This is a genomic window from Kitasatospora sp. NPDC038210, assembly GCF_055600605.1.
In genome coordinates, this window is the sequence record NZ_JBVJYK010000001.1 from 405335 (window position 1) to 423957 (window position 18623).

14 protein-coding genes are annotated in these 18623 nt (G+C 72.8%); 7 read left to right on the forward strand and 7 right to left on the reverse strand.

Going from position 1 to position 18623, the window contains the following annotated elements:
• Positions 1-49: 49 nt before the first annotated feature.
• Positions 50-1054, reverse strand: a complete 1005-nt coding sequence (locus ACZ7KX_RS01745) for a LacI family DNA-binding transcriptional regulator (protein ID WP_470324753.1) — start codon at positions 1052-1054, stop codon at positions 50-52.
• Positions 1055-1359: 305 nt separating this feature from the next.
• On the opposite strand from ACZ7KX_RS01745, the gene ACZ7KX_RS01750 reads away from it, so the two are divergent.
• The 5 genes from ACZ7KX_RS01750 to ACZ7KX_RS01770 all read left to right on the forward strand — a co-directional run bounded on the left by ACZ7KX_RS01750 (position 1360) and on the right by ACZ7KX_RS01770 (position 9015).
• Positions 1360-2658, forward strand: a complete 1299-nt coding sequence (locus ACZ7KX_RS01750; RefSeq protein ID WP_470324754.1) for an ABC transporter substrate-binding protein — start codon at positions 1360-1362, stop codon at positions 2656-2658.
• A gap of 2 nt (positions 2659-2660) precedes the next feature.
• Positions 2661-3626: a carbohydrate ABC transporter permease gene (locus ACZ7KX_RS01755; RefSeq protein ID WP_470324755.1), complete on the forward strand. Its 966-nt coding sequence runs from the start codon at positions 2661-2663 to the stop codon at positions 3624-3626.
• 77 nt (positions 3627-3703) lie between these two features.
• Complete coding sequence (locus tag ACZ7KX_RS01760; protein WP_470324756.1) at positions 3704-4549, forward strand: carbohydrate ABC transporter permease; 846 nt, start codon at positions 3704-3706, stop codon at positions 4547-4549.
• A complete protein-coding gene (locus ACZ7KX_RS01765; RefSeq protein ID WP_470324757.1) occupies positions 4546-6432 on the forward strand; it encodes a DUF5107 domain-containing protein in 1887 nt (628 codons plus the stop codon). Before ACZ7KX_RS01760 ends, ACZ7KX_RS01765 begins: the two co-directional genes overlap by 4 nt.
• Before the next feature lie 93 nt (positions 6433-6525).
• On the forward strand, positions 6526-9015 hold the full coding sequence (locus ACZ7KX_RS01770) for an RICIN domain-containing protein (protein WP_470324758.1): 2490 nt from the start codon (positions 6526-6528) through the stop codon (positions 9013-9015).
• An 86-nt stretch (positions 9016-9101) separates the two neighbouring features.
• Here ACZ7KX_RS01770 and nagA read toward each other — a convergent pair whose 3' ends face one another.
• A complete protein-coding gene (gene nagA / locus ACZ7KX_RS01775; protein WP_470324759.1) occupies positions 9102-10274 on the reverse strand; it encodes an N-acetylglucosamine-6-phosphate deacetylase in 1173 nt (390 codons plus the stop codon).
• 23 nt (positions 10275-10297) lie between these two features.
• The gene (galT, locus tag ACZ7KX_RS01780) at positions 10298-11404 is read right to left on the reverse strand and encodes a galactose-1-phosphate uridylyltransferase (protein WP_470324760.1); all 1107 of its coding nucleotides are present in this window, start codon (positions 11402-11404) and stop codon (positions 10298-10300) included.
• A gap of 262 nt (positions 11405-11666) precedes the next feature.
• On the opposite strand from galT, the gene galK reads away from it, so the two are divergent.
• Positions 11667-12812, forward strand: a complete 1146-nt coding sequence (galK, locus tag ACZ7KX_RS01785) for a galactokinase (protein WP_470324761.1) — start codon at positions 11667-11669, stop codon at positions 12810-12812.
• Positions 12813-12837: 25 nt separating this feature from the next.
• Here galK and ACZ7KX_RS01790 read toward each other — a convergent pair whose 3' ends face one another.
• From ACZ7KX_RS01790 to ACZ7KX_RS01805, 4 genes are all read right to left on the reverse strand, one after another.
• Entirely contained in the window at positions 12838-13644 is an 807-nt protein-coding gene (locus tag ACZ7KX_RS01790; RefSeq protein ID WP_470324762.1) for a DeoR/GlpR family DNA-binding transcription regulator, read from the reverse strand.
• Between the two features lie 464 nt (positions 13645-14108).
• Complete coding sequence (locus ACZ7KX_RS01795; RefSeq protein WP_470324763.1) at positions 14109-15149, reverse strand: ABC transporter permease; 1041 nt, start codon at positions 15147-15149, stop codon at positions 14109-14111.
• Entirely contained in the window at positions 15146-16720 is a 1575-nt protein-coding gene (locus ACZ7KX_RS01800; RefSeq protein WP_470324764.1) for a sugar ABC transporter ATP-binding protein, read from the reverse strand. The genes ACZ7KX_RS01795 and ACZ7KX_RS01800 overlap by 4 nt, the downstream gene beginning before the upstream one ends.
• A gap of 150 nt (positions 16721-16870) precedes the next feature.
• A complete protein-coding gene (locus tag ACZ7KX_RS01805; protein WP_470324765.1) occupies positions 16871-17920 on the reverse strand; it encodes a substrate-binding domain-containing protein in 1050 nt (349 codons plus the stop codon).
• Between the two features lie 569 nt (positions 17921-18489).
• Between ACZ7KX_RS01805 and ACZ7KX_RS01810 the strand changes: the two genes are divergently transcribed.
• Positions 18490-18618, forward strand: a complete 129-nt coding sequence (locus ACZ7KX_RS01810; RefSeq protein ID WP_470324766.1) for a hypothetical protein — start codon at positions 18490-18492, stop codon at positions 18616-18618.
• The last annotated feature ends 5 nt before the right edge of the window (positions 18619-18623 follow it).

The window sequence follows — 18623 nt, forward strand, 5'->3', positions numbered from 1 at the left end:
GGCACCGCCGGGCCGGTGGGTCGCCGGGCCGGTGGGCCGGTGGGCCGGGTCAGCGCCCGCCGACGGGGCCGGTGCTGGCCCGGACGACCAGCTCGGGGCGCAGCAGCTGGAGCGAGTTGGCCGGGCTGCCCGAGCGGGTGAGGGTGCGCAGCAGCAGCTCGACCGCCTCCCGGGCCATCTCCCGCTTGGGGATGGAAACGCTGGTGAGGGCCGGGCGGGCCACACCGACCTCCGGGTTGTCGTCGTGCCCGACGATCGACAGGTCGTGCGGGACGGAGCGCCCGGCCGCCCGGGCGGCCTCCAGGGCGCCGAGCGCGAGGACGTCGTGGGTGGCGAACAACGCGGTGGTGCCGGGGTCGGCCGTCAGCGCCGTCGTCGCCGCCGCGAAACCGCCCGCGGGGGTGGGCTCGGGCGCCGTGTGGACGGCCTCGTCGGGGACGGTCAGGCCGTCGGCGGCGAAGGCGCGCCGGAAGCCGGCCACCCGTGGGCCGTGGTCGGGGCTGGCGAGCACGGCGACGCGTTCGTGTCCGAGTTCGCGCAGGTGGCGCCCGGCGAGGAAGCCCGCCCGCTCGTAGTCGATGGTGACCACCGGGAAGCGGTCGGGGGCGTCGGTCTCCCAGGCGCACAGGGCGACGGGGAAGGACGCCTCGGCCAGCAGCGGCAGGTGGTCGATGAGGTCGCGGTCGCCGGCGATCAGCAGCGCGTCCACCGAGCGGCTGGTCAGTCCGGCCAGGTGGCGCTTGGCGCGTTCGCCGTCGAGCCGGGTGGTGCAGAGCAGCAGGTGGTAGCCGTTCTCGTCGAGGACGTCCTCGACCTCCTCGACGATGTCGGCGTAGAAGGAGCCCGTCACGGTGGGGACGAACAGGCCGACCGTCCGGGTGGCGCCGGTGGCGAGGGATCGCGCGACCAGATTGGGGGTGTACCCCAGTTCCTCGATCGCGGCGCGCACCCGGGCCGCGGTCGCCGGGCCCACGGCCCCCCGCCCCCGGATGACGTTGGAGACGGTCTGCTTCGTGACCCCGGCACGCTCGGCCACGTCCTGCATCGTCACCATGGATGGATACCTCGCATTGACCGGTCAACTTGCTTTCGGTGAAACGTAGGGCACGACTGAATGCCCGTCAATACTGATCACTGCCCTAATCCCGACCATGACTTGAGGTTCTGTCGGCAGGGCCCGCCCGGGAGTGCAGCGGCCCGGAAGCCGATTCTGCAAGCACTATTGATTTACCGGTCAACCCGACCGTATCGTCCCAGCCAACCAGCCGCTCCCCGCCGTCCGTCGGGCCCCGGCTGACGAAACGTCCGCGCAGCAACGAACGTCCGCGCGGCATCTCGCGCCTCCGAGAGGAACCACCCATGAGTAGAACAACGATGTCCGCTGCCCGCATCGTCGGCGCGGCCACCGCCGCTGCGCTCGTGCTCGGCGTGAGCGCCTGCGGCAGCGGCTCGGGGAGCGACGCGAAGGCCGCCGGCAACTTCACCTACTGGTCGATGTGGCGCGCGGACGAGCCGCAGGCCAAGGTCATCAAGGCCGCGATCGACGACTTCACCGCCGCCACCGGCGCCAAGGTGAACGTCACCTGGGCGGGCCGCGACATCGCCAAGAAGATCGGCCCGGCGATCGCCGCCAACCAGGCGCCGGACCTCTGGGACGAGTCCGACGACAAGGTCTACGGCACCACCGCCGCGGCGGGCCAGGCCCTGGACCTCTCGCCGGTGCTGCAGCTGCAGGTGCCGGAGGAGGACGTCCCGGTCTCCCAGGTCATCCCGGCCAAGTACTTCGACATGCTGCCGAAGGACCCGTCCGGCTCGAACCACTACGTGATCCCGTACGAGGTCGTCACCAACGCGATGTTCTACAACGCGGCCGACCCGGCGGTCACCGCGGCCATGCCGACCCCGCCCACCGACTGGGCCGGGCTGCTCAAGGTCTGCGACGCGCTGAAGGCGGCCGGCAAGGCGTGCATCGCCTCCGAGGGCGAGGACCCGTGGACCAACGGGCTGTTCTTCGACTACCTGCTCAACGGCGCCGGGGTGAACGTCTCCGAGCTCTCCGCCGACAGGTCCGGCGCGGCCTGGGACAACCCGGTGGTCCTCGGCGCGGCGCAGAAGGTGGAGCAGCTGGTCAAGGGCGGCCACCTGATCGAGGGCTACGACGCCACCAAGTTCCCGGCGCAGGAGACCAACTGGACGGCCGGCAAGGCCGCCTTCTACATGGACGGCAACTACGTCACCTCCGAGATCGCCAAGCAGGTCCCGGCCGGCTGGAAGACGGCGTCGATCCTGCCGCCCACCGCGAAGGCCCCGGACGCCGGCCTGTTCGGCTTCGCGATCCCCAAGCGCGCCAAGAACGCCGCCGCGGCGCAGAAGTTCATCGCCTTCTTCCTGCAGAAGAAGCACCTGTCCGGGATCTCCACCACCGCGCTGAACATCACCCCGCGCACCGACATCCCGGCCCCGGCCGAACTGGCCGACGTCCAGAAGACCCTGGACGCCCCGACCCTGCGCCTCAGCTTCGACGGCGTCGGCGGCAGCTGGCTGCCCGAGGTCCTGAACGAGAACTACCTGGACTTCTGGCACGGCAAGACCACGGCCGCCCAGTTCGTCGCCAAGTGCAAGGCCGACCAGGTCACCTACTGGCGGACGCAGGGCTGACGGTGGCGACGACGATCGACGACCCGCCCCGGACGGACACCGCCCGAGGCCGGTCCCAGCGCGCCGCACGCCCCGGCGTCGGCCCGCTGGAGCGCCAGCGCCGCCGGGTGTTCTGGCCGTTCACCGCGCCCGCGCTGCTCGTGTACGCGGTGCTGTTCGTCGCCCCGGTCGGCTACGCCCTGTGGACCAGCCTGTACAAGTGGGACGGCATGGGCGAGATGGACTGGCGCGGCCTGCAGAACTACACCCTGCTGTTCCGCGACCCGAGGTTCCGCACCTCCCTGGTCAACACGCTCGAACTGATGGTCATCGGCGGCACGATCACCTTCGTGCTCAGCTTCGCGCTGACCCTGGTGCTGCGCGAGATGCGGGCCAGGCTCTTCGCCCGGTCGGTGCTGTTCTTCCCCTCGCTGGTCAACGGCATGGTCTTCGGCATCGCCGCCGGGTTCCTGTTCTCGCCCACCGGCCCGGTGAACCAGGCGCTGAAGCTCTTCGGGGTGACCACGCCGCCCAAGTGGCTGTCGACGGACAACCTGCTCCCGATGGTCCTGGGCACCCTGGTCTGGACGGCGACCGGCTACTACACCTCGATCATCATGGCGGCGGTCGACCAGATCCCCGACTACCTCTACGAGGCGGCCGAACTCGACGGCGCCGGCCCCTTCCAGCGCTTCCGGCACATCACCCTGCCGTGCGCCTGGGACGTCATCGCGGTCTGCGCGGTGCTGTGGACCGTCAGCTCGGTGAAGATCTTCGAGCTGATCCTGCTCTACGGCGGCAGTACCAACGCCTATCCGCCGGTGCGCAGTTGGAACACCGCCGTGTACGTGTACGCCGAGGCCTTCCCGCAGGGCACCGTCCCGCGGCTGGGCACCGCCACCGCCGCCGCGATCGTCAGCCTGGCCATGGTCACCCTGATCACCGTGGTGCTGCGCCGCCTGCTGCGCCGCGATCCGATCGAGTACTGACCCCTCGCGTCCCGGCACGTCGTGCCCCGGCCGGCCGCGTCCCGGCCCCCACACCGCAACCGGAAAGGTCACCACCCGTGCGACGCAGTAACCGACCCACCGGACTCGCGAGCAGGATCGGCACGGCTGCCGTCTGGATCGTCGTCGCCGCCGACCTGCTGCTGGTCCTGTGGGTCCTGCTGACCTCGCTGCGCAGCGGCCCCGACATCCTGCAGCACGGCTTCGGCCTGCCGACCAGCCCGAAGACCGAGAACTACACCACCGCGCTCGACGAGGGCGGCTTCGCGCGGGCGGCCCTCAACAGCGTGCTCACCGCCGGCCTGTCCTCCGTGGTCGCCGTCGCGCTGGCCGCCCCCTGCGCGTACGCCCTCGCCCGGCGCCGCTCGCGGACCTCCTCGGCGCTGACGACGGCCTTCGCGATGGGCCTCGGCGTGCCCGGACAGGTCCTGGTGGTGCCGCTGTTCGTCGGCCTGTCCCGGGTGGACCTGACCGACAGCGACCTCGGCCTGGGCCTGGTCTACGTCGGCCTGGCCATGCCGTTCACGGTCTTCCTGCTGACCGGCTTCTTCAGCGGCATCCCCGGCGTGCTGGAGGAGGCCGCCGTGCTGGACGGCGCCGGCCCGCTGCGCACCTTCGTCCAGGTGGTGCTGCCGGTCGCCCGCGGCGGACTGGTCACCGCCTTCCTCCTGCAGTTCGTCACCGCCTGGAACGAGACCCTGTTCGCCCTCGTCCTGACGAACAGCCAGGGGAGGATCACCCTCCCGGTGGCGCTCTCCTCGTTCGTCGCGGCACAGCAGTTCAACGGCCTGGACTTCGGCACCATGTTCGCCGGGGTCTGCATCATCCTCGCCCCGATGATCGCGCTCTTCTCCTGGATGGGCTCACGGATTATCCAGGGCATGACAGTTGGGATCGGCAAGTGACCTCGACCCTGCGCACCGACCTGCTCCGCATCGACGGCACCCCCGACCCGGTCGGCGGCACCCTGCCGATCCTGCACGGCCTGCCCCGGCAGACCGGCGCGGGCGCCGGGGTCGACGACGAGATGCGCCGCAACCTGGCGTACGGGGTGCCCGACTCCCTGCTGCCCTACACCCGGCAGGGCGGGTACGACCGCGTCCGCGCCGAGCGCGAACTCCCCTGCGTCGTCCTGGAGAACGAGCACCTCACCGCGGCCTTCCTGCCCTCCCTCGGCGGGCGGCTGTGGTCCCTGGTCCACCGGCCGAGCGGACGGGAGCTGCTGCACCGCAACCGGATCCTCCAGCCCGCCAACCTCGCCCTGCGGGACGCCTGGCTGGCCGGCGGCGTGGAGTGGAACCTCGGCGCCACCGGGCACTGGCCGCTGACCTGCGAGCCACTGCACGCCGCCCGGGTGACCGCGCCCGACGGCACCCCGGGCCTGCGGATGTACGCCTTCGAGCGGCTGCGGCGCCTCGTCCTGCGGATGGACACCTGGCTGCCCGCCGGCTCCCCGGTGCTGTACGTCCGCATCGCCGTGCACAACCCGTCGCCGACCGAGACGCCGGTCTACTGGTGGTCCAACATCGCCGTGCCCGAGGACCGGGACGTCCGCGTCCTCGGCCCGGCCGACCACGCCTTCCACTGCGACTACGTCAGCGACCTGCGCCGGGTGCCCTTCCCGCAGGTCGACGGCGCCGACTGCAGCTACCCCGGCCGGGCCCTGCGCGCCGCCGACTACTTCCTCGACCTCCCCGCCGGCCGCCGCCCCTGGATCGCCGCGCTGGACCGCGCCGGCACCGGGCTCGTCCAGACCTCCACCGCCCGGCTGCGCGGCCGCAAGCTGTTCTGCTGGGGCACCGGCACCGGCGGCAGGCACTGGCAGGAGTGGCTCTCCGGCCCGGGCACCGGCTACCTGGAGATCCAGGCGGGCCTGGCCCGTACCCAGCTGGAACACCTGCCGATGCCGGCCGGCGCCACCTGGTCCTGGACCGAGGCGTACGGGCTGCTGCAGGTCGATCCGATTGCGGTGCACGGGAGTTGGGAGGTCGCCCGGAAGGCCGCCGGCGAGGCGCTGGACCGGCTGGTCCCGCCGCTGGAGCTGGAGCTGGCCGACGCGCTGGCCGAGCAGTTCGGCGAGCCCGAGGAGCTGCTGTCCCCGGGCGACGGCTGGGCCGCGCTGGAGATCGAGGCCGGCGCCCTGCCCGCCTCGCCCCTCCTGCCCTTCGGCGAGCCCGCGGCCGCCCAGGAACCCTGGCGCCAACTCCTCGGGACCGGCACGCTCCCGGTCTGCGACCCGCCGGCCGAGCCGGTCACCGGGGCACACTGGCGGCTGCTGCTGGAGGGCAACGCGACCGACTGGCACGCGCTGTACCAGCTCGGACTGCTGCGCCTGGCGGCCGGGGAGCGGGAGTCCGCCCGCGAGGCGTTCGAGCGTTCCGTCGCCGCACAGGCCTCGCCCTGGGCACTGCGCTCGCTCGCCCTCCTCACCCCGGAGCCGCAGGCGGCCGCCGACCTGATGCTTGCGGCCCACCGACTCCGCCCCGAACTGCGGGAGTTGACGATCGAGACGCTGGAGTCGTTGCGCCGCGCCGAGCGCCCCGCCGACGCGCTCGCGCTGATCGCGGAACTCTCCCCGGCCGACCGCGCGCACGGACGGATCAGGCTGGCCGAGGCGGAGGCGGCGCACGCCTCCGGCGACGACGACCTCGTCCGGCGCCTGCTGGCCGAGGGCATCCAGGTCGACACCATGCGCGAGGGCGAGCTCTCCCTGGACACCCTCTGGCTCGCCGTCCACCCCGGCACGCCGGTGCCGCCGCAGTACGACTTCCGGATGGCCGACGGCTGATCCCCGGCTGACCGACCCCCCAGACCACTCTCCCGTTCCGCACCCCCACCGCAGGGGCGCAACGGTGCGCCCCGCCACGGAAGAGGAGTACCAGTGTCACCACGACGCACCAGATGGGCCCGCGCCCTCACCGTCACCACCCTGGCGGCGCTCGGCGCCGGCACCCTGGCCGCCGCCCCGGCCCCCGCCGAGAACCCGGCCGCCGGCAAACCGGCCCCCACCACGTACACGGTCTCGATCGGCGGGACCGGCTCGTACGCCTACCCCGACGACACGCCGGCCGGCGTCTACACCGACAAGGACGGCACGTTCTACTTCCAGCAGTCCCACTCGCTGTACGGCGCGAAGGACCCCCGGGAGTGGAGCTTCTACACCGGCGCGGACTTCGAGAGCGCCACCAGGTCGGCCGCGATCAGCGACGCCGTCAACCCGGCCGACCCGACCGACCGGAACGACGACACCACGGCCCGGTGCAACAACAGCGTCACCGGTGTGCAGTCCACCGACGCGCCGCAGGGCTCCGGTTACTCCCAGCGCAACTTCTGCGACCTGGTCGGGGTCTGGGTCGACCCGGACACCGGTGACTGGTACGGGCTGGTGCACAACGAGTTCACCCCGCAGCCCTTCGGCGACGGCCTGCACTACGACTCCATCGACTACGCCGTCTCCACCGACCAGGGCCGGACCTGGACCATCGAGGACCACGTCATCACCTCCCCGTACAGCACCGTGCGGGGCGACGACGCGGCCTTCCCCAACCAGACCTACGACTACGGCGACGGCGACCCCCGCCTGTTCGTCGACACCGCCTCGGGCTACTTCTACGTCTACTACGGCTCCCGGATCGTCCCCAAGGCCGGTGTCGGCGGCTCCAACGGCGGCCTGGCCCACGTCGCGCGCGCCCCGATCGGGGGGAAGATGGCGCCCGGCTCGTGGCAGAAGTGGTACGACGGCAGCTGGTCCCAGCCCGGCCGGGGCGGCCTGGAGAGCAACATGGTGCCGGTCACCCCGACCGCGCCGACCGGGTACACCCCGCCCGCGAACGACTACCACCCGAGCACCCCGGGCTCCGTGGACCAGCAGGTCAAGGCCGGTCAGCTCCCGGCCAAGTCACCGCTGTTCATCATGAACATCGCCTACGACGCCTACCTGGGCCTGTACATCGGCGAACCCGAGGTGGTCTCCGGCACCGCCCCGCAGCAGTTCTACGCCACCAAGGACCTCGCCACCCAGCAGTGGAGCCTGATCGGCGACAGCGGCAGCGGCTACACCTCCGGCTCCTGGTACCGCTGGATGCTCGACCCCGCGAGCCGCACCGGCGGCACCGTCCTCGGCAAGACCTTCCGCTCGTACTGCTCCATCGCCTGCGCCGGCTCCGACGGCGAGTACGCCGACATCACCATCGGCTCCTCCGGGCCGGCCGCCCCACCGGTCGACCTGACGCGGACCTACCGGATCCAGAGCGGCAACGGCCGGGTCCTCACCCAGGCCGCCGGCGGCTCCGCGGTCACCTCCGGGGCCAAGCCCGGCGGTTCCGCCCGCGAGTCGTGGCGGTTCCTGGCCCAGGGCGACGGCTCCTACCGGATCGCCAACGCCGCCACCGGGCAGCTGCTGGACGTCGACTCCGCCTCGACGGCGGGCCGGGCCTGGGGCGCCGCACTGACCGCCACCGCCGCCGTCGGCGGGAACGCCACCGTCGGCCAGCAGTGGTTCATCCTCCCCAGCAAGGCCGGCAAGGGCCGCTTCCAGCTGGTGAACCGTTACAGCGGCCTGGTGATCGGCATGTCCGGCAGCTCCGGCCGGCTCGCCGAGACCACGCCCGCCCGCACCTGGAGCGACAGCACCGGCAGCACGGTCGGTGCCGGCCGCACCGCCGCCGAGCAGACCCTCTCCTTCGCCCCGACCGGTGCGGCCCCCGAGGCGGTCGTCCTCGCCGGCCCCGGCGACCAGTCCGGCACCGTGGGCCAGGCCGCCTCGGTGCAGCTCGGCGCCACCGACAGCGCCGGCAAGCCGCTCACCTTCACGGCGACCGGCCTGCCCGCCGGGCTCTCCGTCAGCCCCGCCGGCCTGATCACCGGCACCCCGACCGCCCCCGGGACCTCCACCGTCACCGTCACCGCCTCCTCCGGCACCGCGAGTGCCTCGGCCGGCTTCACCTGGACGGTCGAGCCGGACCTCGGCGGGAACCACACGCTGACCACCGGCGGCAAGGCCCTCGACGACGCGGACGGCAGCACCGCCGCCGGCAACGGGCTCATCACCTGGACCGCGTCCGGCGCCACCAACCAGCTCTGGCAGTTCCGCCGGCAGCCGGACGGCAGCTACGAGCTGGTCAACGGCCTCTCGTCGATGTGCGCCGACGTCAACGGCGGCTCCACCGCCGCCGGCGCCCGGATCATCCAGTGGCCGTGCAGCGGCGGTGCCAACCAGCACTGGAAGGTCCGGCGGACGGCCGACGGCTCGTACACCGTCACCTCGGCGAGCAGCGGACTGCTGCTCACCACCGCCTCGACCGCCGACGGCGCCCCGGTGACCCAGCAGCCGGACACCGGCTCACCGCTGCAGCGGTGGTCGCTCGCCTGACCCGGGCGCGTCCGCCGTCCGGACGCACCACGGCCGCCCTCCCCGCAGCGGGGAGGGCGGCCGTCGGCGTTGCCCGGGGGGTTCGGTCAGGCCGGCTTCACGGTGGAGAACCGGTCGGCGCCGCGGGCCCAGCGGCCGCGGCGCATGACGGCGACCGGCTCGAAGCTCCCGGAGTCGACCACCACGAGGTCGGCGAGCTTGCCGGTCTCCAGCGAGCCGATGCGGTCGTCGAGGCCGAGCAGCCGGGCCGGGGTGGCGGACAGCGACTCCACCGCCTGGCCGAGCGTCAGCTTGCCGATGGTGAGGGCTCTTCGGAACACCCGGTCCAGGGTGAGGGTGGAGCCCGCGATGGAGCTGCCGTCCGGCAGCATCGCGACGCCGTCCTTGACCCGGACCTGGAGGGGGCCGAGGGGGTAGAGGCCGTCGTCCATGCCGGCGGCGCCCATGGCGTCGGTGATCAGGGCGACGCGGTGGGGGCCGGCGGTGCGGTAGGCGAGGTCGAGGACGGAGGGGTGCAGGTGCACGCCGTCGTTGATCAGCTCGACGGTGACCCGCTCGTCCTCCAGCAGGGCGACGATCGGGCCGGGGGCGCGGTGGGCGATGGCCGGCATGGCGTTGAAGAGGTGGGTGGCGACGGTGGCGCCGGCGTCGATGGCCTGGAGGGTGGTGGCGTAGTCGGAGTCGGTGTGGCCGACGGCGGCGATGATGCCGAGGTCGGCGAGCATGCGCACCGAGTCGAGGCCGCCGGGGAGTTCGGGGGCGAGGGTGACCATGGCGGCGTGGCCGCGGGCGGCGTCGACGAGCTTGCGGACGAGGGCCGGGTCGGGTTCGCGCAGCAGGTCGGGGCGGTGGGCGCCGCAGCGGTTGTGCGAGATGAAGGGGCCCTCGAAGTGGATGCCGGCCAGCACGTCGTCCTCGACGAGTTCGGAGAGGACGGCGGCCTGGCGGGCGAGTTCGTCGATCTCGCCGGTGACGGTGGAGGCGACGGTGGTGGTGGTGCCGTGGTGCAGGTGGGTCCGGGCGGCGAGCAGGGCCTCCTCGGCGATGCCGGAGGCGTAGGAGGCGCCGCCGCCGCCGTGGACGTGCAGGTCCACGAAGCCGGGGACGACGGTGTGACCGGTCAGGTCGAGGTCGCCGGGTTCGGCGGGGCCGTCGAGGCCGGTGATGCGGTCGCCCTCGACGGTCAGGCGGCCGTCCTCGACGACGCCGCCGGGCAGGACGAGTCGGGCGCCGGTCAGAACGGTTCGATCCACGGCCATGAGGATTCCTCCTGGGTGCCGGTTCAGTGGGGCACGGCGTCACGCAGCCGCTCGGCGGCGGCCTCCGGGCTCACGTCGGTGACGAACGCGTCGAGTCCGGATTCCACGCCCGCCAGGTACTTGAGCTTGCCAGGGGCGCGCCGAATGGTGAACAGCTCCAGGTGCAGGGCGAGTTCCTCGCCGCCGTCCTCGGGTGCCTGGTGCCAGGCCGAGATGTACGGGGTCCGGTTCGGGGCGGCGCCGTCGGGTGCGGGGAACAGCCGGTCGAAGCGGCGCAGCAGGTCGAGGTACAGGCCGGGGAACTCGGCGCGCTCGGCTTCGTCCAGTGCGGTGAGGTCGCGGACCCGGCGGTGGGGGTAGAGGTGGACCTCGTACGGCCAGCGGGCGGCGAACGGGACGAAGGCGGTCCAGTGCTCGCCCTGGAGGACCAGTCGCTCGGGGGTGGCCCGTTCGGCGGCGAGCAGGTCCTCGAAGAGGTTCCGGCCGGTGCTCGCGCGGTGCGCCTCGGCCCGGCGGATCATCCGGGCGGTGCGGGAGGGGACGAAGGGGAAGGCGTAGATCTGGCCGTGCGGGTGGGCCAGGGTGACGCCGATCTCCGCGCCGCGGTTCTCGAAGCAGTACACCTGCCGGACGTCGGGCAGGACGGAGAGTTCGGCCGTGCGGTCGGTCCAGGCGTCCAGGACCAGGCGGGCGCCGGCCTCGTCCAGGTCGGCGAAGGAGGCGTCGTGGTCGGGGGCGAAGCAGACCACCTCGCAGCGGCCGGTGCCGGGCCGGAGGGTGCGCAGCGGGTCGTCGTCGTGGGCCTCGACGTGCGCGGCCGAGTCCAGGGCGAGGGAGGGGAAGCGGTTCTCGAAGACCGCGACCTGGTAGTCGGCGGCCGGGATCTCGCTGAGCCGTCCGTCCCGGGAGGGGCAGAGCGGGCACTCGCCGGCCGGCGGGTGGTAGGTCCGCTGCTGGCGGTGGGCGGCGACGGTCACCCACTCGCCGAGCACCGGGTCGAGCCGGGTCTCGGAGAGGCTCGCGGTGGGTTCCAGCGGGCGTTCGTCCACGGCGTCGCGGACGGTGCCGGCCGTCCGGTCGTAGTAGAAGAGTTCGCGGCCGTCGGCCAACGTGGTCGCGGTCTTGTGCACCGCCGTACTCCTTATGCGGGGGACGTCGGCCAGCCTGTGCCGATCTTCAACAGAATCAAACATATACGATCGCTTGTCAACAGACGTGGATCTGCAGGTCAGGAACTCGACGCTCGGGGCATACTCTGTTCCGTTTCAAAGCTGCTGGTGTTGACCGTAGGTGGCAATCGTGTTTGATTATGTCGAAATAAGCTCCCGCCTGCCGATGCAGGCCCCGGCGGGAGCGGGCACGACACCAGCGCGACGCACGGGAGCCGCACAGATGACCGACCAGGCCGCCACCGACTTCGAGGCCGTCCACGGCTCCCGGCCGAGCGGTGTGTGGGCCGCGCCCGGCCGCGTGAACCTGATCGGCGAGCACACCGACTACAACGACGGGTTCGTCCTGCCGATCGCCCTCCCGCACCGCGTCGAGGTCACCGCCCGCCGCCGCGAGGACGGCCGGGTGCGGCTGTACAGCGCCCAGGGCGACGGCACGGTCACCGATCTCGCGACGGACGGCCTGACCCCCGGCGTGGTCACCAGCTGGGCCGCCTACCCGGCCGGCGTGTTCTGGGCCCTCGCCGAGGCCGGACACGCGGTCGGCGGCGCCGACCTGTTCTTCGACAGCGACGTGCCGACCGGAGCCGGGCTCTCCTCCTCCGCCGCCCTGGAGTGCGCCACCGCGGCGGCCCTGAACGACCTCTACGGGCTCGGCCTGTCCGCGCCGGAGCTCGCCCTGCTCGCCCAGCGGGCCGAGAACGCCTTCGTCGGCGTGCCCTGCGGCGTGATGGACCAGATGGCCTCCGCCTGCTGCACGGACGGCGCCGCGCTGTTCCTGGACACCCGGACGCTGGAGCAGCGGCACGTCCCGCTCGACCTGGAGGCGGCCGGGCTCCGGCTGCTGGTGATCGACACCCGGGTCAAGCACGACCTCGGCGACGGCGCCTACGCCGCCCTGCGGGCCGGCTGCGAGCGTGCCGCCGAGCTGCTCGGCCTGGACGCGCTGCGCGACCTGCCGGCGGCCGGCCTCAGCGCCGCCCTGGAGCGCCTGCCCGAGGACCTCGCCCGTCTGGTACGGCACGTGGTCACCGAGGACCAGCGGGTGCTCGACACGATCGAGCACCTGGACGGCGGCCGGATCGCCGCGCTGGGGCCGGTCCTGACGGCCGGACACGCCTCGCTGCGCGACGACTTCCGGGTCTCCTGCGACGAGACGGACCTCGCGGTCGAGGCCGCCGTGGCCGCCGGTGCGCTGGGCGCCCGGATGACCGGCGGCGGCTTCGGCGGTTCCGTCATCGCCCTGGTCGGGGCGGCCGATGCGGACCCGGTCGCGGAGGCCGTGCGGTCGGCCTTCCGCACGGCGGGCTACGCCGACCCGGTGGCCTTCACCGCGGTGCCCTCGGCAGGGGCGCGCCGGCTGGCCTGACCGGACGCGGCACGCGGCCGCCCGGTCAGCCGGCGGCCGGCACCACGACGAGCTCCCCGACGGCGTCGGCGAGCGCGTTGCGGGCCGCCGCCGGAAGGGCGTCGTCGGTGATGAAGCAGTCGACCTCCGTGAGGGCCGCGAAGCTGCTCAGGCCGACGACGCCCCACTTGGTGTGGTCGGCGACCACGACGGTGCGGCGGGCGGAGGCGATCAGCGCCCGGTTGGTCTGGGCCTCGGCCAGGTTGGGCGTGGTGAGCCCGGCGTGCTCGCTGACGCCGTGCACGCCGAGGATGAGCAGGTCCACGTGGAGGGTGCGGATCGTCTGGTCCGCGAGCGCCCCCACCAGGGCCGCGGAGCGGGTCGGAGCCCCGCCGGTCACCAGCAGCGACGGGACGGTCTCCCTCCCGTCGCTCTCCGCTGCCCACAGCAGGTCCGCGATCCGCAGGGAGTTGGTGACGACCGTCAGCTGCGGGATCTCCAGCAGCCGGGAGGCGACCGCGTAGGTGGTGGTGCCCGCGGACAGCGCGACCACGCTGCCGGGTTCCACGAGCTGCGCCGCCGCGTCCGCGAGGGCGGCCTTGGTGCTCTCCTCCAGCTCGGACTTGACGTCGAAGCCGGGCTCGTACGTGCTCGCGGTGCCCACCGCGATGGCACCGCCGTGCACCTTCTGCACGGCGCCCTGACGCACCAGCGCGTCCAGGTCGCGGCGGATCGTCATGTCCGAGACGCCGAACTGCTCGACCAGCTCGGCGACGCGCACCGCCCCGGCCTTGCGGATGGCCTCCAGGATCAGCGCCTGGCGCTGCGGGGCGAGCAAACTCTGATCAGCCACGGAGGCCCTTTCGATCGAACGGGTGCCTGGTCGCTCCCGCTTCCTTCCGGTGGGTCGACCCTGCCAGGGTCGTGGACGAACGCGTGTGACCGCCCGGGGCGGGACGGGTCGGCCGGAGCGTCCGCGTCGACGACCGGGCCGCGTCCGGTCGCGACATGATCCAGTATCCCAGGGCGCCGGTGCTTCCCACGCCCCGTCGGCGGACCCGTGGCCGGTGCGGCCCTGCCGCCCCGGCCGGGGAAGCGCGGAACTGCCGGTGCCACGAGCAGGGGTGGCACCGGCAGTTCCGGTCGCGGTCCGGCCGACCCTCGGCGGCCGACCGCTCGTTCCGCCGTCGGCCGGGTCCGACCCGCTGCCACTGTGCGGCGGGTCGGGCCAGGGCACGGCCTGGGCGGACGTCATGGGGGGGGCTGGTTCCCGTGCGGCGGTGCGGTGCGGTGCCCCGCCGCACGGGGGCTCGTGGGTCAGGCGGGCAGGCCGACGGCCCGCTCGCGGTTGCGGCGCTGCTGGATGACGACGGCGGCGACCAGCAGGGTGCCCTGGGCGACGTTCTGCCAGAAGGCGTTGATGCCCTGGACGGTGAGGCCGTTCTGCAGCGCGCCGAGCAGCGCGACGGCGAGCAGGGTGCCGCCGATGCTGCCCTTGCCGCCCTTGAGGGCGCAGCCGCCGAGCGCCGCGGCGGTGATCGACTGCAGCTCCAGACCCTCGCTGCCGGACACCGGCTGGCCGCTGCCGGTGCGGGCGGTGAGCAGGACGCCGGCCAGGGCCGCGACGGTGCCGGAGAGGGCGTAGGCGGCGATCAGGTACTTGTTGAGGTTGATGCCGGCCAGGCGGGCGGCGGTGTCGTTGCCGCCGATCGCGTAGATGTTGCGGCCGATGTCGGTGTACGTGAGCAGGACGTGCACGGCGGCGGCGGTGAGGAGCAGCAGCCAGACCATGGTGGGCAGGCCGGCGATCTTGCCGCGGCTGAGGAAGACGAAGACCGGGTCGTTGAGCACGTAGCCCTGGGCGCGGCCGTCCGAGACCAGCTGGGCGACGCCCTTGTAGGCGGCGAGGCCGGCGAGGGTGGCGATGGTCGGGTTGACCCGGCCGTAGATGATGACGACGCCGTTGAACAGGCCGATGCCGGCGCCGATGGCGAGCGCGGCGCCGATGCCGAGGTACGGGTTCGCGCCGGTGGAGGTGAAGACCATGGCGCTGGTCACGGAGGCCAGGCCGGCCTGGGAGCCGACCGAGATGTCGAGGCCACCGCAGATGATCACGACGGTCTGGACGACGGCCAGCAGGCCCGAGATGGTGGCGGCCTCGGCGATGACCTGGATGTTGTCCCAGCCGACGAAGTTGGAGTTGAGCGAGCCGAACAGGGCGACGACGGCGACGAGGGCGCCGATCAGGCTGAGGTTCTGGCCGCCGACCGCGGTGAGCAGGGCGCGCGGGCCGCCGGACCGGACGGGCACGGCCCCGGCGTCCGGCGCCGGGGCGGTCGGGGGAGTGGCGGTGGTCATCGGGTCTCTCCGGTCTGGGCGGGGGTGGTGGTGGCGAGGTCGTCGGCCATGGCGAGGGCGAGGATGGCCTCTTCCGTCGCCTGGTCACGGGTCAGTTCGCCGGTCGTGCGGCCGTTCTGCATCACCACGACCCGGTCGGCGAGGCCGAGGACTTCGGGCAGTTCGGAGGAGATGACCAGGACGGCGGTGCCCTCGCGGGCGAGGTCGGCGACGATCTGGTAGATCTCGGCCTTGGCGCCGATGTCGACGCCGCGGGTGGGTTCGTCGAGGATCAGCAGGTCGGGCTTGCGGGCGAGCCAGCGGGCGAGCACGACCTTCTGCTGGTTGCCGCCGGACAGGGTGCGGACCTCGGCCTCGATGGAGGGGGCGCGCACCCGCAGCCGGTCGGCGTACTCCTGGGCGAGGGCCTTCTCCTGGCGGTGCTTCACGAAGCGCCGGCGGCTGATCCGGCGCAGGCTGACCAGCGAGGTGTTGTCGCGGATCGTGCGCTGCAGGAACAGGGCCTGGGCCTTGCGCTCCTCGGGGGCCAGGCCGATGCCGGCGGCGATGGCGGCGCGCGGGTCCTTCAGTCGCACGATCTCGCCGTTGAGGGCGACCGTGCCGGAGCGGATCGGGGCGTCGCCGGCCAGGGCGAGGGCGAGTTCGGAGCGTCCGGCGCCGATCAGGCCGGCCAGGGCGACGACCTCGCCGGCCCGGACCGTCAGGCTGACCCCGTGCACGTCGTCGGTGGTGAGGTCCCGGACGTCCAGGACGACGCGGTCGGTGGCGACCTGCTGGCGGACGAAGAGGGAGGAGAGGTCCCGGCCGACCATCAGGCGGACCAGCTCGCCCTCGTCGGTGTCGGCGGCCTCCACGACCCCGGCGACCTGGCCGTCGCGCAGCACCGCGATGCGGTCGGCGAGCCGGAAGATCTCCTTCATCCGGTGCGAGACGTAGACGACCGCGATGCCCTCGTCGCGCAGCCGTCCGATCAGGGCGAACAGGGCCTCGACCTCGTGCTCGGAGAGCGAGGAGGTCGGCTCGTCGAAGGCGATCGCCCGCGGGGCGACGGCGCCGGTCAGCGCCCGCATGATCTCGACCAACTGGCGTTGGGCGGCGGTCAGTTCGGAGCCGAGAAGGTCGGGGTCGAGGACCTTCTCGAAGCCGAGGCGGGCCAGGTCCGCGGTGATCCGGCGGCGCAGCTCGGCGCGGTCCAGGCGACGGCCGGCCCGGCGGGGAAGCGAGCCGGCGTAGACGTTCTCGGCGACCGGGACGTGCGGGATGATCTCGGGTTCCTGCGGGATGATCCGGATCCCGGCGCGGCGGGCGTCCTGCGGGGAGTGCAGGTCCACGCCCTCGCCGTCGAGCAGGACGCGCCCCTCGGTGGGGAGGTGGTCGCCGGTGAGGATGCGCAGCAGGGTGGACTTCCCGGCGCCGTTCTCGCCCATCAGGGCGGTGACCCGGCCGGGCGGGAAGGTGAGGGTGACGTCCTTCAGCGCCTGGACGGAGCCGAAGCGCTTGGACACGCCCTCGGCGCTCAGGCCGGGGGAGCCGCTCGGCGGCGGGAGGGGGGACGGTGCGGGTGTGGTCATCGGGGCCTCGCTGGCAGTGCGGTGCGTACGGTCTGGGGAGCCGGGCGTACGGTCTCCGGGCGGCGCGGCGGACGCGCGTACGGGTCTCCGGGAGCGGCGCCGGTGCGGCGGGTCGGTGCCCGCCCGCCGCACCGGCGGCTCGACGCGGCGTCAGCTGCAGGACACGCCCGCGGACTGCCAGGTGGCGGCGTCGACCATCTTGGTGGGGGCGAAGGCCTCCTTCGGGAAGTCCTTGCCGTTCTTGAGCTTGTCGACCATGGTCTGCACCGACAGGGCGCCGACGTCCTTGCCGTTGATGAACAGGGCGGCCTTCATGCCGGAGGGCTTGCCGGAGGCCCAGTCCTTGCACGCCAGGTAGGCACCCAGGCCGACGCCGTCGATGTCGTTCGGGCTGATCCCGGCGTTCTGCAGCGCGGTGACGGCGCCCTGCACGTTCTCGTCGTTGCAGCCCCACGTCACCCAGTGCTTGACGCCGGGGTTGGCGGTGATGGTGGCGGCCACCTTGTCCTGCGCGCCGGTCGGGGTGTTGTCGGTGGCGACGTCGATCAGCTGCACGCCAGGGACGGCCTGGTCGAAGGCGGCCTTGGCGGCCTTCACGCGGTCGCCGCAGACGGTGACGTCCTGCTTCCAGGCGGAGATGATCCGGGTGTCGCCCGCGTTCCATCCGGCCTTGGTGAACTCCTCGGCGGCGCGCTGGCCGACCTGCTGGCCCATCTGCTGCCCGGAGAACCCGATCCGCGGCACCAGGTCGGTCGCCGCGCACTGCGCCGGGGCCGGGCCGCTCGCGCAGACCTGGTCGTCGGAGGTGAGCAGCGCGGCCTTGGCGTCCCGGGCCGTCTGGACGACCTGGGGGCCGACCGCCGGGTCCGGCACCACGATGATCAGGCCGTTGCTCTTCTGCGCGATCGCGGCCTGGACCTCGCCGACCGTCTTGTTCGCGTCGTTGCCGAGGTTCACCACCTTCAGGTCGGCGCCCAGCTCGGCGGCCTTGGCCTTGGCACCGGCGGCCTCGTCCACGAAGTACTGCTGGTCACCCTGCTTCTGCAGGTAGGTGATCGAGACCTTGCCGGACACCGGCGCGACGGGGGCGTCCGCACTGTTGGAGGACGTCTGCCCGGTGGAGCAGGCGGCGAGGCCGAAGGAGGTGACCAGGCTGAGTGCGGCGATGGAGGCGAGGCGGGCACGGTGGGAGAGGCGCATGGTGGGGGCTCCTGAGGGTGTGGGACCGACCGGTGAGAAGCAACAGAACCGATCAGGAAGCATCGCAATCAAACGCGATGGATCAAAAGAAAGCGCCTGACCCTGAGGTGGGTCAAGCTCACGTTTCTGCTTGGGAGCTATTGAGACCGTCTCGTTATGCCGCCGTGTTCCCGGCTTGGCCAAGGGGTGCTCGGAGTCGCTGGATCGTGTGTCATCTCCCGGATCGAGGCAGGTCGCCGGTGTTTTCGAGGAACTTACCGGTTGGTAGGTTGTCGCCCTGGACAGCTTCGAGCAAAGCCGGATCGGCGTCAATGGCAGGTGGCAGGGTCATGACGGTGGTGGGCGGGCGGACCTGCCCGGCGGCGCGGATCGATCGTCGGCTTCCTGCCATGCTGCCCAGTTGCGTTGTATTTCATTCGAAGTTGTTGATTGTTGTTGAAAGCTGGGTCTACTGTCCTCCCCGGCGGTCGGCATGCACCCGCCAGTGCCCCTCCCGGCGGTCCGTCCGCGACCCCGGTCCTGTGGCCCCCATCCCCTGCCGGCCCGGCCCGACGAGCAGGAGCAGTCGAATGAGCACCCCACCCCACCCGTTCCGCCGGGGCGTCACCGCCCTGGCGGCCCTCGCACTCGGCACCGCCACCGCCGTCGCGGCCGCGCCGTCCGCCGGCCGGCCCAACCAGGAGTGGACCGTCTCCTAGCCGGG